The sequence below is a fragment of the Streptomyces sp. NBC_00829 genome, assembly GCF_045161795.1.
In the GTDB taxonomy this organism is placed as follows: domain Bacteria; phylum Actinomycetota; class Actinomycetes; order Streptomycetales; family Streptomycetaceae; genus Streptomyces.
In genome coordinates this window covers 423,526-438,454 of sequence record NZ_CP108867.1, presented here as the reverse complement: position 1 = coordinate 438,454, position 14,929 = coordinate 423,526, and the positions used below count along the sequence as shown (strand labels likewise).

Sequence of the window (14,929 nt, the reverse complement as noted above, 5' to 3'; positions counted from 1 at the left end):
GCCCTGCTATCCGCCGTTGGGCGGAAGGTCACAACAGGACCCGGGCCGCTTGGTCACAACTCGCCCATGCTGAGGCCCCGATGGCTTCGTAGCCTTCGTCCAACCTCGGGGCGGCTCCGCCCCTCAACCCCAGCCGGCCGGTCCGGGCACAGCCCGGACACCACGGCCACCCACCCTCCGGGAACCACCAAAGGTCCCCGGTTTGAGTCCCCACGGGGCTATGGCCCCGATGGTCCGGAAGGCGGCTCCGAATGATACGAGGACTGGGCTGGAATCTCCACGGAGACGGCAGCACACCCCCACCGGGCGAGGTGGTCATGCCCGACGAGCGCCTCAGCTGGGGCAGGACCGTCGGCATCGGCGCCCAGCACGTGGTCGCCATGTTCGGTGCCACGTTCGTGTTTCCCGTGGTGATGGGCCTCGACCCCAACCTGGCCATCATGATGTCGGGAATCGCGACCATCGCGTTCCTCCTCATCGTGCAGGGCCGCATCCCCAGCTACCTGGGAACCAGCGCCTCCTTCGTGGGCGCCGTCGCCGCGATCCGGGCCTCCGGCGGCAGCGACGCCACGGTGACCGGGGCGATCCTGGTCGCCGGAGCGGTGCTCGCCGTGGCCGGACTGGTCATCCACTTCGTCGGCGCCCGGGTCGTCAACCGGATCCTGCCCCCGGTGGTGACCGGAGCCGTCGTCATGCTGATCGGCTTCAACCTCGCGCCGGTGGTGGCGCAGGTGTACTGGCCGCAGGACCAGTGGGTCGCCCTTCTGACGATGGTCGCCGTGGTGGCCATGACCGTGCTGCTGCGCGGATTCTGGTCGCGGATCGCGATCTTCCTCGGGCTGATCTTCGGCTTCGCGTTGTCCTGGGTGCTCGACAGAACCGCCGGAATGATCAGCTCGGTGCCCGCGGGAAGTCCTGACGGCAAGGCCGTCGAGCACTTCCGGGTGAACTTCGACGGGGTCGCGGCAGCCGACTGGTTCGGACTGCCCGGCATGCACGCCCCCGACTTCACGACCTCGGCCGTCCTCGTGGCGCTGCCCGCGGTGATCGCCCTGATCGCCGAGAACGCCGGTCACGTCAAGGCGGTCGCGGAGATGACGGGACAGGACCTGGACGACAGCATGGGCCGGGCGATCAGTGCCGACGGCATCGGCACCATGATCGCCAGCGCGGTCGGCGGCTCGCCGACCACCACATACGCCGAGAACATCGGCGTCATGGCGGCCACCCGGGTCTACTCCACCGCGGCGTACTACGTGGCCGCGTTTGTTGCGGTGATCTTCGGACTCTGTCCCAAGTTCGGTGCCCTGATCGCCGCCACCCCCGGCGGGGTGCTCGGCGGTATCACCGTGGTCCTCTACGGAATGATCGGCCTGCTCGGAGCCAAGATCTGGATCGAGAACCGGATCGACTTCGCCAACCCTCTCAACCTCGTCCCGGTCGCCGCCGGGCTGGTCATCGGTATTGGCGGTGTACGGCTGGAGGTCACCGACGACTTCACCCTGGAAGGCATTGCCCTGGGCACGATCGTCACCATCCTCGGTTACCACGCCCTGTGGGCAGCGGCACCTGCCCATCTGCGCGGGGGCCGCGGTACGGCGCCCGCGGACACCGCCGCGCCGGACGACGGTGTGACGGCCGCCCGTACCGCCCAGGCGACACCCGGCGCCGATGTGGGCAAGGACGACAGCGCCGGCGCCACCGCACCGTCCCGCACAGGCCCGTAGCGGCCAGGCCGTCGGACAAGGCGTTTCTTGGACGACGGCTGACGACGACCACCCGGCCGGGCTGTCCCCCCGCCCGGCCGGGTTCTCTCCAGGCCGTTCCCGCACGAAGGGCACCAGCATGAAGCCCCCCGCATTCCGCTACCACGCACCCAAATGCCTCCCCGATGCCCTCGCAGTGCTTGCCGAGGTCGGGACCGAGGGCAAGGTCCTCGCCGGCGGCCAGAGCCTGATCCCCATCCTCAACATGCGCCTCGCCGCCCCCGGCCATCTGGTCGACATCAACGCACTGACCGAACTCGCCTACGTCCGCAGTGACTCCGGCGGTGTACGGGTCGGCGCCCTGGCCCGGCACGCGGACGTGGAGGGGGACGAGGCGGCGTACCGGACCGTGCCTCTGCTCCGGCAGGGACTGCGGCTCGTCGCCCATCCCGTGATCCGCAACCGCGGCACCACGGTGGGAAGCCTGGCCCACGCGGACCCGTCCGGAGAGATGACCGCAGTGCTCGCCCTGCTCGGCGGCACCGTCGAGCTCGCCCGGGCATCCGGCACCCGCCAGGTGGACGCGGCGGACTTCTTCGTCGGTCCACTGGAGTCCTGCATCGAACCCGGTGAACTGGCCGTCTCCGCGTACTTCCCCCGGCTCCCGCCCGGCACGGGGACCGAGTTCGTCGAGGCCGCCCGCCGGCACGGCGACTACGCCATGTGCGGTGTGGCCGTCGCCGTCACCCTCGACGCCGGCCTGCGGATCGTCTGCGCCCGCGCCGCGTTCCTCTCCGTCTCCCCGGTGCCCCTGGTCCTCGACCTGACGGAGCCGCTCGCCGGAAGGACCGCGGAGACGGCCGACTGGCAGGCGGCAGGCGAACTCGCCGCCGGTCTCACCGAACCCGAACCCGACATCCACGCCGGCGCCGAGTACCGGCGCCACCTCGTACGGGTGCTCACCGCGCGCGCCCTGCACACCGCCGCTGGACGGGCGGCCGGTGCCGCCCTACAACCCGCAGCCCTCCCCGACGACCACGAACGCGGTGCCCGATGAGCGACGAGACGAACCGATCCACGGACGAGGAGATGCACGAGATCCAGCTGCGGGTGAACGGCGTGCTGCGCACGGCGACCGTACCCGCGCGCCGTCTGCTCTCCGACTGCCTGCGCCACGACCTCGGTCTGACCGGCACCCACGTCGGCTGCGAGCACGGCGTGTGCGGCGCCTGCACCGTCCAGGTCGACGGCCGTCCCATGCGCTCCTGCCTGATGTTCGCGGTCGGCGCCACCGAGGCCGAGATCACCACCGTGGAAGGGCTGGCCGCCCCCGACGGAAGCATGCACGCCGTGCAGCAGGCCTTCCGCGAATGCCACGGACTCCAGTGCGGCTTCTGCACGCCAGGGTTCCTCACGGTGATCGCCGCTTATCTGCGCGACCACCCCGACCCGACGGAGGAGGAGGCCCGCGAGGCGATCGGCGGCAACCTCTGCCGGTGCACCGGCTACCAGAACATCGTCCGTGCCGTCCTGCGTGCCGCCCGCATCCTGCGCGACGGGAACGCCGCCGGCGCCCCCCTTTCCGAGGAGCTCCCACGATGAAGGCCGTCGAGACCACGGCGGCGCGCCGCCGCAGGGCCGCCGGGCCCAAGTCCGCCGTGCCCGTTCCCACGACGTCCGAGGCGCCCGCCGCCGACGCGGGGGACCCTGGCCCGGCCCCCGCCGCCGGCGCGGCGGAACCGCGCCCCGCTCCCGCTGTGGGCGCCTCCATGCCACGCACCGAGGACCTGCGGCTGCTCGTCGGCAAGGGCCGCTACCTCGACGACCTCGGCCGGCACGCCTACGCCGCGGCCTTCGTCCGAAGCCCGCACGCGCGGGCCCGGGTCGTCGACATCGACGCCTCCGGGGCGCTGGACGTCGACGGCCTGATAGCCGTCTACACCTACCAGGACCTGCCCGGCAGGATCGCCGAGCCGCTCCCCATGCTCATCCCGCACCCCGGGCTCACCCACGGCCGCACCGGCTATCCGCTGGCCCGCGAGTACGTCAACCACGTCGGCGAGGCCGTCGTGATGGTGGTGGCCCGCGACCGCTACATCGCCGAGGACGCCTGCGACCGGATCGTCGTCACCTACGAATCACTGCCCCCGGTCGTCGGCATCGACAACGCCTTCCGGGCCGCCCACCTGGTGCACCCCGACGTCCCCGGCAACGTCGCGGGACACCTGGTCCAGGAGACCGGCGACGCCCGCGCCGCCGTCGCCGATGCCCCGCACACCCTCGAACTCCATCTGGACATCGAGCGCAGCGCCTGCATGCCGATGGAAGGCCGCGGTGTACTCGCACGCTGGGACGAGGGGGACCAGTCCCTGCGCATCCACAGCTCCACCCAGACCTCCAGCGGAGTGCGCGCGGCGGTCGCCGCGAAGCTCGATCTGCCGCTGCTCAAGGTCGAGTGCGTCACTCCCGACGTCGGCGGCGGATTCGGCGTCAAGATCGTGCACCCCTGGCCGGAGGAGGTCCTCGTACCGTGGGCCGCCCGGCTGCTGGACCACGAGGTCAAGTGGACCGAGGACCGCAGGGAGCACTTCATCTCCTCCGCGCACGAACGCGGCCAGCTCCAGACCGTCCGGGTCGGCTTCGACGACACCGGCCGCGTCCTCGGTCTGGACGTCGACATCCTGCACGACAACGGCGCCTACACCCAGTACGGCATCATCGTCCCGCTCATCACCTCCACCCAGTTGCTCGGCCCGTACAAGCCGGGGGCCTACCGGGTCGAGTTCCGCAGCCTCTACACCAACACCGTCATGGTGACCCCGTACCGCGGCGCCGGCCGCCCCCAGGGCGTGTTCGCCATGGAACGCACCATGGACGCCATCGCCGACCGCCTCGGACTGGACCGCGCGGACGTCCGCGAACGGAACATGATCCGCCCCGAGGAGATGCCCTACGACCACGGACTGCTGTTCCAGGACGGCCGGCCGCTGACCTACGACTCGGGCGATTTCCCCGCCTCGCTCGACCGGCTGAAGAAGCTCGTCGGCTGGGACGACTTCGCCGCCGTCCGTGAGCAGGCGCGGGCCGAGGGCCGCCGGGTGGGCATCGGCCTCGCCGCCTACGTCGAAGGCACCGGCGTCGGCCCCTACGAAGGCGGCCACGTCCAGGTCGAGACCAGCGGCAAGGTCTACGTGGCCACCGGACTCACCAGTCAGGGGCAGGGCCATGAGACGGTGTTCGCCCAGGTCGTCGCCGATGTGCTCGGCGTGCCGCCGGAAGACATCACGGTCACCACCGGCGACACCCGCAGGATGGGCTACGCCGTGGGCACCTTCGCCTCCCGGGCCGCGGTCATGAGCGGCAACGCCGTCGCCAAGGCCGCCCGAGGAGTACGCGAGAAGGCCCTGCGCATCGCCGCCGAGGCCCTTGGGACGACAATCGAGGAACTGGACATCGTCCGCGGTGTGGTCCAGTCGCGCGACGACCCCTCCGTCTCCATCCCCCTGGGCACCGTCGCCGTCCTGTCCAACCCCCTGCGGTACGCGTTCGACGAGGCGTCCAAGGCCGCCACACAGTTCGGTGGCAGCTCCGACCCCACCCGACCCCCGATCGCTGAGGGCGACGCACCCGGCCTGGAGGCGCGGGACTTCTTCTCCCCGCCCCGGGCCACCTACGCCAACGGCGTCCACGCGGCGATCGTGGAGACCGATCCGGAGACCGCCGAGATCAAGGTGCTGCGCTACTGCGTCGTGCACGACTGCGGCCACCTGCTGAACCCGATGATCGTGGAGGGCCAGGTGCACGGGGGCGTGGCCCAGGCCGTCGGCGGGGCGCTCTACGAGCGTATGCACTACGACGAGAACGGCCAGCTCCTGAACGCGTCCTTCATGGACTTCCTCATGCCCTACGCGAGCGAGACCCCGCACGTCGAGATCGACCATCTGGAGACCCCCTCCCCGTTGAACCCGCTGGGGATCAAGGGCGCGGGGGAGGCCGGGGTCATACCCGGCAGCGCCGTCCTCGCCTCCGCGATCGAGGACGCCGAAGGCTTCCCGATCACGCGGATGCCGATCCAGCCCGACGAACTCTTCCGTCTGCGGCAGCAGTTCGCCGACGGCCACCTTCCGCCGCTGCACCGCAGGGCGGCCACCATGAACCACACCGACGAGGAGCGACCTCAGCCATGAAAGTCAGTGGAGACGCCACCCTGAGCGCCCCCGTGGATCGGGTGTGGGACGCCCTGAACGACCCCACGGTCCTCACCCGCACCATCCCCGGCTGCCAGAAGCTGGAGGAGACCGGCCCCGACGCCTACCGGATGACCGTGTCGATGGGAGTGGCCTCGATCAAGGGCACCTACCTCGGCAACGTCCAACTGCTGGACCTGAGGAAACCGGGATCCTTCACCCTCAAGGCGTCCGGCTCCGGTGGACCGGGGACGGTCGAGGCCGAGGCACGGGTGAAACTGCACGACCTCGGCGACGGACGGACCCGGCTGGAGTACGAGGCCGACGCCGTCGTCGGCGGAGTGATCGGCGGCGTCGGGCAGCGCGTGCTCAGCGGGGTCGCCAAGAAGACAGCCGGCGAGTTCTTCAAGTCCGTGGACCGGCTGCTCGGCGGCGAGCAGCTTACCGACCCGGCCGCCACCGCCAACGGCCCAGCCACCGCCACCCTTGGGCAGCCATCTGCCACAACCGCGGTCCTCGCCCGACCGGTGAGCACCGTACCGCTGCAGGGACTGGGCGGCGACTTCACCAAGGGGGCGCTCTTCGGCGCCGTCGTCGCCCTGCTGGGCGCGATCGTCGGCGGCCTCATCGGCCGCCGACGCTGACAGAGGACGGAGTCCGAGATGCGCGCGTTCACCGCTGCGGCCGTCCAGGTCGCCCCGCGGCCCGACGTCCTGACCCGGGCCGTCGTCAAGGAGAACATTGCCCACGCGGCCCGTTGGGTCACCCGCTGCGTCGAAACCACCGGGGCCGAACTGGTCGTACTGCCGGAGAGCGTCACCACCGGATTCACCCCGGGCCTCGCCGCGACCGAGCTGTGGGACCTGATCGACAGCGTGCCCGGACCACAGTGCGACCCACTGCTCGGCCTGGCACGGGATCTCGGAATCCACCTGGTGTGGGGAAGCTACGAGCGTGGAGCGGAACGAGGAGTGGTCCACAACTCAGCCGTCCTCGCAGGTCCCGGCGGTGACGTCCTGGGCGTCTACCGCAAGACCCACCCCTTCGGACCCGAACTGGCCTCCCGCGGCGGCTGGGTGACCCCGGGCGACCAGGTCACCGTCGTGGAGACACCCCTGGGCCGGATCGGCATGCTGATCTGTTTCGACGGCGACTACCCCGAACTGGCCCGCATCCAGGCAGTACGCGGGGCGGAGGTCATCTGCCGCCCCTCGGCCCTGCTGCGCTCCGCCGACCTGTGGGAACTGACCTGCCGTGCACGCGCCTACGACAACCATGTCTACGTCGTCGGCGCCAACGCCACCGGAAGCGACCCCGGGGGTGTGCTCTACTTCGGGAACTCGCTGATCGTCACCCCCGGGGCGGAGGTCGTCGCCCGCGGCGCCTCTCAGGAGTCGTGGGTCTCGGCCCGGCTCGACCCCGAGCGGGCCCTCGCATCCCTCACCCCGGGATCCTCGGTGCCCCAGGTGTTCGACCACCTCCGGGACCGCAACCTCGCCCTGGTGCGCCGCTATGCCGACGACCTCGTACGGCCCGCCCGCACTTCCTTCCCGCACGGCTGACGCCCGACCCGGCATACGGCCGGCCCCTGGGCACACCCACACCCACACCCGCACCCGCACCCGCACCCGACCACGGCGGTGGGGCCGCTCGACCATGAGCGGCCCCACCGCCGTTCGGCGTGCCCGGCGGTCCGGCCGGCCCGGCCCTTTCACCAACATCCGCCCGGACTGTTGGCACAAGTTGCCGATTCTGCCGACGCCGCCACGCAGTTGAATCGCTCCACATCCCCGCCACTGCCAACGAAAGGAGCGCCCCATGACGGCTGTCGCGACAGCGGGCACGCGCCGGATCCGTATCGGCGTCGACACCGGCGGCACCTTCACCGACATCGTCGCGCTCGACGAGGACACCGGCGAACTGGTGACGACCAAGACCCCTTCGACACCGGCCGATCCAGCGCTGGGATTTCTGGAGGGCGTACACAAGGTCCTCGGCCTGATGGGCTGCTCGGGCTCCGACGTGACGGCCGTGGTGCACGGCACGACCGTGGCCACCAACCAGCTGCTTGAGGACCGTATCGACCGTCTGGGGTTCATCACCACCGAGGGATACGAGTTCCTCCTGGAGATCGCCCGCCAGGCGGTCCCCGACGGGTACGGCAACTCCTACTTCTGGGTCAAGCCCGACCGGATCGTCCCGGTGGACCGGGTACGGACCGTCGGCGGCCGGCTCGACCACCGGGGCGACGAGATTCGCCCGCTGGACGAGGCCGCCGCCCGCGAGACCGCCCGCTGGTTCCGCGACCAGGGCATCATGACGCTCGGTGTGTGCTTCCTGCACGCCTACGCCGACCCGTCCCACGAGGAGCGGATGCGGGAGATCCTCCGGGAGGAACACCCCGAGGCCACCGTCTCGCTCAGCTCCGAAGTGCTGCGCGAGTACCGCGAGTACGAGCGTGCCATGACCACCCTCGTCGACGCGGCCGTCAAGCCCCGGGTCGCCAGCTACGTCAGCGGCATCAAGGAGCGCCTGGACGCGTTCGCCGCGGGAACCGACGGCCTGCCGCGACGGGTGCCGTTCGCCATCATGAAGTCCAACGGAGGCATCCTCTCCGCCGAAGAGGTCGTCCACCAGCCCATCACCACCGTTCTGTCGGGCCCCGCGGCGGGCGCGCTCGGAGCGGCGCTGATCGCCCGGGCCGCCGGTTTCGACAAGGTCCTCACCTGCGACGGCGGCGGCACCTCCACCGACGTGTCGGTGGTGCTCGACGGCGAACCCACCCTCACCACGGAGGGATCGGTCGGCCGCTACCCCTCTAAGATCCCCATGATCGACGTCGTCACGGTCGGTGCCGGCGGCGGCTCCATCGCCTGGACATCCCCCGAAGGGACCCTGAAGGTCGGACCCAAGTCGGCCGGCGCCGACCCGGGCCCGCTCTGCTACGGCAAGGGCGGCACGGACCCGACCATCACCGACGCGCACGTGCTCCTCGGCCGAATCCCGCCCCACCTCCTGGGAGGCGAGATCCCCCTCGACACCGAGGCCGCGCGCGCAGGTGTGCAGCGCCTCGCCGACCGGCTGGGCCTCGGCGTCGAGGAGTGCGCCACCGGCATCCTGGAGATCTCGGCCTGGAACCAGGCCAACGCCCTGCGGCAGATCACGGTCAAACGGGGCCTGGACGTCCGCGACTTCGTGATGACCACCTTCGGCGGTTCGGGCTCGCTGCTCCTCTGCCGGCTCATCGACATCCTCGGCCTGGCCGGCGTCGTCGTGCCCCGCGACCCCGGAAACGTCTCCGCCTTCGGGCTGCTCACCGTGGACGTCCGGTGCGACTACGTCCGCACCGCCGTCCGCCGGCATCCGGAACTCGACCTCGACCGGCTGGCCGAGGTGTACGCGGACCTCACCGCGCAGGCCACCACCGCCCTCGACAAGGAGGGCTTCACCTCGGCAGATCAGCAGTATGTCCGTACCGCCGACCTGCGCTACTTCGGCCAGGCCTTCGAGGTACGGGTCCCCGTGCCCGACGGCCCCCTCGACGCGGGGCTGGCCGACGGTGTCGCCAAGTCCTTCCATGAACTGCACCGCCGGCTCTACGGGTACGACTTCCAGGAGGACCCGAGCCAGGTCGTCGAATGGGTCAACCTCCGCGTCACCGGTGTCGGCCCGATCCGGCGCCCCGTGCTGCAAAAGCTCCCCGCGGGGACCGGTGGCCCCGACCGTGCGGCGACCGGCAGCCGCCCGGTCTGCTTCGACCCGGCCGACGGCCCGGTCACCACCATCGTCTACCGCCGGGAGGCACTGGCTCCCGGCGACCGCATCGAAGGCCCCGCGATCGTCGAGGAGTTCGGGTCCACCGTTCCCGTCCACCCGGGATTCACCGTCGACGTCGACCCCTTCGGCAACCTCGTCGTGACCCGCAGCACCCAGAAAGGGGCCTGAGCCATGACCGTCGAGGCATCGGTCCACACCGTGGACCCCGTCGTCCTGGAGGTCGTCGAGGGCACCCTCGCCTCGGTGGAAAGGGAGGTCGAGGCGGCGATCGCCCGTACCTCCCGCTCCCCGATGATCCGGGACGCCCACGACTTCCGCGCCGGCATCCACGACCGCCGTCTGCGCAAGCTGACCGGCCGCTCGTACTCCGCCCTCGTCCACCCCGTCGCCCGCGACTTCCCCCTGGAGACCATGCGGCCCGGGGACGTGTTCTTCCACAACGACGTCTACGAGTCCGAGGGCGGTATCGGCCACCTCCCGGACCTCTGTGTGACGGTCCCGGTCTTCCACCACGGTGAGGTCGTCGCCTTCGTCCAGGCCTTCGGCCACCACGACGACATCGGCGGCTGCTGCCCCGGATCGATGCCCTCCGGCGCCACGAGCATGTACGAGGAAGGGCTGATGGTGCCGCCCATCAAGCTCTGGGACCAGGGCGTGCCGAACCAGGCGGCCCTGCGCATCATGACCCGGAACTCGCGGATGCCCGACTCGCTCGCCGCCGACCTGGACGCCGAGTGCTCCGCCTGCCTCATGGGCTCCCGGCGGCTGACCGAACTGTTCGACCGCTACGGCCGCGACATGGTGGAGGCCTGCTTCGACGCCATCCTGGACAAGACCACCGAGACCTATCGCCGCGAGATCCTCTCCAAGATCCCCGACGGCACCTTCGTCTGGGAGGACTACGCCGAGCACGACGGCGTGGACGAACCGATGCTGCACACCCAGCGCATCACGCTGACCAAGACCAGCGAGAAGATCGTCATCGACTTCACCGGCACCTCCCGGCAGGCCAAGGGCCCCATCAACCACTGCGGGGACTACGCGGACGGCAACTTCCTCAAGAAGTGGCTGGCACCGATCCTGCGCAACCTCGCCGACACCCCCGAACGCATGGCCCAACTCGATGTCAACGAGGGCGTCGTCCCGCTGATCGACATGCGCTTCCCGGAGAAGGGCACTCTGCTCACCCCCGTCTTCCCGGCGCCCACCAACGCCCGTACCTTCGTCATCCTGCGGCTGCTCGGCGTCCTCGCCGGGGTCCTGGCCAAGGCAGTCGACGGCCGGATGCCCGCCGACCAGGAGACGATCCGCTACACCGGTGTCTACGGCGACGACGCCGAGGGCCGCCCGTACCTCATGCGCGAGGTGCTCGGCGGAGGCTCGGGCGGCCGTTACTACGCCGACGGCGAGGACACCATCCACGTGGTGCCCGACTCCCGGAACCTGCCGACCGAGTTCACCGAGTCCCGCTTCCCCTTCCGGGTGGAGCGACTGGGCCTGGCCGTCGACTCCGGCGGCCCCGGCCGGTTCCGCGGCGGCCTCGGCTACGAGAAGCACATCCGCATGCTGCGGGACGCCTCCTTCATGTCCATCGCCGACCGCTCGATCCTGTCCTGCTGGGGTGTCAAGGGCGGCAAGGCCGGACGTCCGTTCCAGGTCGTCATCGACCCGGGCGGCCCGCACGAGCGGGTGATGGAAGGGCTGGTGGACGACGAACCGGTCCGCGCGGGCGAGGTCATCTGCATCCGTACCACCGGCGGCGGCGGCTGGGGCGACCCGCTCGACCGCGAGGTCGACGCGGTGGTGCGCGACGTCCGCTGGGGCAAGGTCTCCGTCGACGGAGCCCACGACGACTACGGGGTTGTCGTCGTCGGTGAGGGCGACGGACTGCGGGCGGACCCGGCCGCCACCGAGGAGCGGCGCGCACGGATGCGGGCCGAACGCCCCGACGTCGAGCCCTTCTTCGACCGAGGTCCCGGCTACCAGCGGCTCGCCGGCGGGCGTACCTACGCCGAGGTCGACCTGCTGTGAGCCGGTGCCCGTGCCGTACCTGGCAGGCAGGACGGCACGGGTCGGGGCCGTGACCACGCACCGCAGCACGGTGTGCGCGGAGACGGCCGCCCCGTGTGGCTCCACGAATTCCCCCCGAGGGGCCACACGGGGATTCCCCACCCACCCTGCTCCACCCATGAACCAAGGAGATCGGTATGAACGGTCCGCTGTCCGGCCTCGTCGTGCTGGATCTGTCCCGTGCCCTCGCCGGCCCGCACGCGGCCATGATGCTCGGCGACATGGGTGCCCGCGTCATCAAGGTCGAAAACCCCGACGGCGGGGACGACACGCGCGGCTGGGGACCGCCGTTCGTCGGGCCGCAGGACGCGCGGGAGTCCACATACTTCCTCTCCTGCAACCGCAACAAGGAATCCGTGGTGCTCGACCTCAAGTCGCCCCACGGCCGGCAGACACTGTCCCGTCTGGTACGCCGCTGCGACGTGCTCGTGGAGAACTTCCGCACCGGGGTCCTGGACCGCCTCGGCTTCCCCATGGAAGAACTCCACCGGCTCAACCCCCGGTTGGTCGCCCTGTCGATCACCGGATTCGGCCACGACGGCCCCGAAGGCGGACGCCCCGGCTACGACCAGATCGCGCAGGGCGAGGCCGGCCTCATGAGCCTGACCGGACCGGACCCCGACCACCCGACCCGTATCGGCGTGCCCATCGCGGACCTGCTGGCCGGCATGTACGGCGCATACGGTGTGGTCGCCGCCCTCCACGAACGCGAACGCACCGGCCTCGGCAAGGTCGTGCGCACGTCTCTGCTTGCCGCCGTGGTGGGCGTCCACGCCTTCCAGGGAACCAACTACACCGTCGCCGGCCAGGTGGGACGGGCCCAGGGAAATCTGCACCCCGCCCTGCAGCCCTACGGCTCGTACCGCTGCCGCGACGCCGTCGTCCAGGTCGCGGTCGGCAGCCAGGGGTTGTGGGAGCGCTTCGCCCCCCTGGTCGGGCTGACACCCGACGACCCGCGGTTCGCGGTCAACGCCGACCGCGTCGCCCGGGCCGACGAACTCGCCCACCACATCAACGCCGCCTTCGCCCACCGTGACGTGGACGACCTGCTCGCCGAACTCGGCGCAGCCGGCATCCCCGCCGGCGAGGTCCGCACCCTCGACCGCGTCTACGAGTGGGAACAGACCCGCTCGCAGGGACTCGTCATCGAGGTGGAGCACCCGAGCCTGGGGCGGGTGTCCCTGCCCGGCCCCGCCGTCCGCTTCGACGGGGGAGTCCGCGACAGCCACCTCGCCCCGCCCGTCCTCGGCGCCCACACAGACGAGGTGCTCGCCTGGCTCGACCTGCAGGACCAGCCGGCCGGCATCCCCGGCGAGGCCACGCGCTCTGCCGATCCCGTCGCCCAGGAACGGCCCACCGGGCAGGTCGCCCGCGCCGACGACGACGGCAGGGCACGCCGCCCGCGCGCCACCACCCACGCCGCCGACGACGCGCACAGCCGCCCCTGTTCGCCCGTGCGGCACCGATGACCAGGCGCCAGCCCACCGGCGCACACGCCCTCCTCGCACAGGTCCTGGACCCGGGGAGCTGGATCTCCTGGGACACTCCGCCCCACCTGCCCGCGGGAGTCGACGAGCCGTACGCCGGACAGCTGCGCCGCGCCGCCGCCCGGTCCGGCACCGACGAAGCCGTGGTGACCGGGGAGGGCCTTGTCCACGGCCGCCGGGTCGCGGTCATCGCCTGCGAGTTCGCCTTTCTCGGCGGCAGCTTCGGCGCCGCCGCCTCCGCCCGCCTGGTGGCCGCCGTCGAGCGGGCCACCGCAGCCCGCCTGCCTCTCCTCGCCTCGCCCGCCTCCGGCGGCACCCGCATGCAGGAGGGCACGGCGGCCTTCGTCCAGATGGTGCGCATCACCGCGGTGGTGGCCGCGCACCGGGCCGCCGGACTCGCCTACCTCGTCTATCTGCGCGGACCGACCGCCGGGGGCGCCCTCGCCTCCTGGGGCTCACTCGGCCAGATCACGGCGGCCGAACCGGGCGCGCTCATCGGTTTCCTGGGCCCCCGGGCCCACGAAGCACTGTGCGAAGAGCCGCTCCCGCCCGACGTGCAGAGGGCCGAGAACCTCCATGCGCACGGCCTGGTGGACGCGGTACTCGAGCCGGCCGCGCTACGGGACACCACGGCCCGCGTCCTGGCCCTCCTCGCCGCCCCACGCCCCGGCCCGGACACCCCCGCGCGTCCCGACCCCGAGCCCCTGCCTGCCCCCGAAGCCCCGCCCGACCTCACCGCGCTGCGACGCACTCCTGCCTCGGAATCCCTGCGTCGCTCCCGCCGCCCTGAACGCCCCGGAGTGCGCGCCCTGCTGCGCCACGGCGCCCACGAGGTCGTCCGCCTGCACGGGACCGGCGAGGGAGAGACCGACGCACGGGTGCTGCTCGCCCTGGCCAGATTCGGCGACACGCCGTGCGTGGTCCTCGGACAGGACCGCGACCGCCAGGACTCCTGCGGGCCGTTCGGGCCCGCCGCACTCCGGGTGGCGCGGCGCGGGATGCGGCTCGCGGCGGAGCTGCGGCTCCCGCTCGTCAGCGTCGTCGACACCGCCGGCGCCGCACTGAGCCGGGAGGCGGAGGAAGGCGGACTGGCCGGCGCGATCGCACGCTGCCTCACCGAACTGGTCACCCTGCGGACCCCGACCCTGTCCCTGCTGCTCGGCCAGGGCGCCGGCGGCGGGGCTCTTGCCCTGCTGCCCGCCGACCGGGTGCTCTGCGCCCAGTACGCCTGGCTGGCACCGCTCCCACCCGAGGGGGCCTCGGCGATCGTCCACCGCTCCGCCGCCCATGCCCCCGCCATGGCCGAGGCACTCGGGGTGCGTGCCGTCGACCTGCTGGACACAGGCGTGGTGGACCGCATCGTCGCCGAACGTCCCGACGCGGCCGAGGAGGCCGAGGACTTCTGCCGCCGGGCCGGCCGGGCCGTCGCCGACGAACTGCGCGGCCTGTCCGGCCGCCCGCCCGACGCGCGACGGACCGCGCGAGTTGACCGCACACCCGGCGGTGAGCGGACCTTCGACGACCGCCGCCCCGGCACGATCCGCCAAGAACATCGGCGGCCGATGGCAGGAGATGCCCATGATTCCCTCAGTAATCGTCCATAGAGTCACCGCACCCACCCCCGGACCGAGGGATGGGGCATCCGCCCAACATCCCGCGAACAGCCCGACCTCCCAGGCACCGGCGCCCCGCACACCGCTCA

At 71.6% G+C, this 14,929-nt stretch carries 10 protein-coding genes; all 10 read left to right on the top strand.

Going from position 1 to position 14,929, the window contains the following annotated elements; genetic code table 11:
* Positions 1-251: 251 nt before the first annotated feature.
* Positions 252-1,727 carry a uracil-xanthine permease family protein gene (locus OG293_RS01775; protein ID WP_405996953.1) on the top strand — a complete coding sequence of 492 codons (1,476 nt, stop codon included), beginning with the start codon at positions 252-254 and terminating at the stop codon, positions 1,725-1,727.
* Positions 1,728-1,845: 118 nt separating this feature from the next.
* Positions 1,846-2,763, top strand: coding sequence for an FAD binding domain-containing protein (locus OG293_RS01770; RefSeq protein WP_405996952.1), 918 nt, complete (start codon positions 1,846-1,848; stop codon positions 2,761-2,763).
* Positions 2,760-3,308 (top strand): (2Fe-2S)-binding protein, encoded by a 549-nt coding sequence (locus OG293_RS01765; protein WP_405996951.1) that lies wholly within the window; start codon positions 2,760-2,762, stop codon positions 3,306-3,308. Before OG293_RS01770 ends, OG293_RS01765 begins: the two co-directional genes overlap by 4 nt.
* A complete protein-coding gene (gene cutA, locus OG293_RS01760) occupies positions 3,305-5,893 on the top strand; it encodes an aerobic carbon-monoxide dehydrogenase large subunit (protein WP_405996950.1) in 2,589 nt (862 codons plus the stop codon). The genes OG293_RS01765 and cutA overlap by 4 nt, the downstream gene beginning before the upstream one ends.
* A complete protein-coding gene (locus OG293_RS01755) occupies positions 5,890-6,537 on the top strand; it encodes a carbon monoxide dehydrogenase subunit G (protein WP_405996949.1) in 648 nt (215 codons plus the stop codon). The genes cutA and OG293_RS01755 overlap by 4 nt, the downstream gene beginning before the upstream one ends.
* Positions 6,538-6,555: 18 nt before the next feature.
* Positions 6,556-7,455 carry a carbon-nitrogen hydrolase family protein gene (locus OG293_RS01750; protein WP_405996948.1) on the top strand — a complete coding sequence of 300 codons (900 nt, stop codon included), beginning with the start codon at positions 6,556-6,558 and terminating at the stop codon, positions 7,453-7,455.
* Positions 7,456-7,711: 256 nt separating this feature from the next.
* On the top strand, positions 7,712-9,838 hold the full coding sequence (locus tag OG293_RS01745) for a hydantoinase/oxoprolinase family protein (protein WP_405996947.1): 2,127 nt from the start codon (positions 7,712-7,714) through the stop codon (positions 9,836-9,838).
* Between the two features lie 3 nt (positions 9,839-9,841).
* Complete coding sequence (locus OG293_RS01740) at positions 9,842-11,701, top strand: hydantoinase B/oxoprolinase family protein (RefSeq protein WP_405996946.1); 1,860 nt, start codon at positions 9,842-9,844, stop codon at positions 11,699-11,701.
* Positions 11,702-11,877: 176 nt separating this feature from the next.
* A complete protein-coding gene (locus OG293_RS01735) occupies positions 11,878-13,209 on the top strand; it encodes a CaiB/BaiF CoA transferase family protein (RefSeq protein ID WP_405996945.1) in 1,332 nt (443 codons plus the stop codon).
* Positions 13,206-14,831, top strand: a complete 1,626-nt coding sequence (locus OG293_RS01730) for a carboxyl transferase domain-containing protein (protein WP_405996944.1) — start codon at positions 13,206-13,208, stop codon at positions 14,829-14,831. Before OG293_RS01735 ends, OG293_RS01730 begins: the two co-directional genes overlap by 4 nt.
* Positions 14,832-14,929 lie beyond the last annotated feature (98 nt).

Excerpts from the sequence above, each read along its gene's own strand:
- OG293_RS01775 (WP_405996953.1), top strand. The coding sequence starts at position 252 with ATGATACGAGGACTGGGCTGGAATCTCCACGGAGACGGCAGCACACCC.
- OG293_RS01770 (WP_405996952.1), top strand. The coding sequence starts at position 1,846 with ATGAAGCCCCCCGCATTCCGCTACCACGCACCCAAATGCCTCCCCGAT.
- OG293_RS01765 (WP_405996951.1), top strand. The coding sequence starts at position 2,760 with ATGAGCGACGAGACGAACCGATCCACGGACGAGGAGATGCACGAGATC.
- cutA (WP_405996950.1), top strand. The coding sequence starts at position 3,305 with ATGAAGGCCGTCGAGACCACGGCGGCGCGCCGCCGCAGGGCCGCCGGG.
- OG293_RS01755 (WP_405996949.1), top strand. The coding sequence starts at position 5,890 with ATGAAAGTCAGTGGAGACGCCACCCTGAGCGCCCCCGTGGATCGGGTG.
- OG293_RS01750 (WP_405996948.1), top strand. The coding sequence starts at position 6,556 with ATGCGCGCGTTCACCGCTGCGGCCGTCCAGGTCGCCCCGCGGCCCGAC.
- OG293_RS01745 (WP_405996947.1), top strand. The coding sequence starts at position 7,712 with ATGACGGCTGTCGCGACAGCGGGCACGCGCCGGATCCGTATCGGCGTC.
- OG293_RS01740 (WP_405996946.1), top strand. The coding sequence starts at position 9,842 with ATGACCGTCGAGGCATCGGTCCACACCGTGGACCCCGTCGTCCTGGAG.
- OG293_RS01735 (WP_405996945.1), top strand. The coding sequence starts at position 11,878 with ATGAACGGTCCGCTGTCCGGCCTCGTCGTGCTGGATCTGTCCCGTGCC.
- OG293_RS01730 (WP_405996944.1), top strand. The coding sequence starts at position 13,206 with ATGACCAGGCGCCAGCCCACCGGCGCACACGCCCTCCTCGCACAGGTC.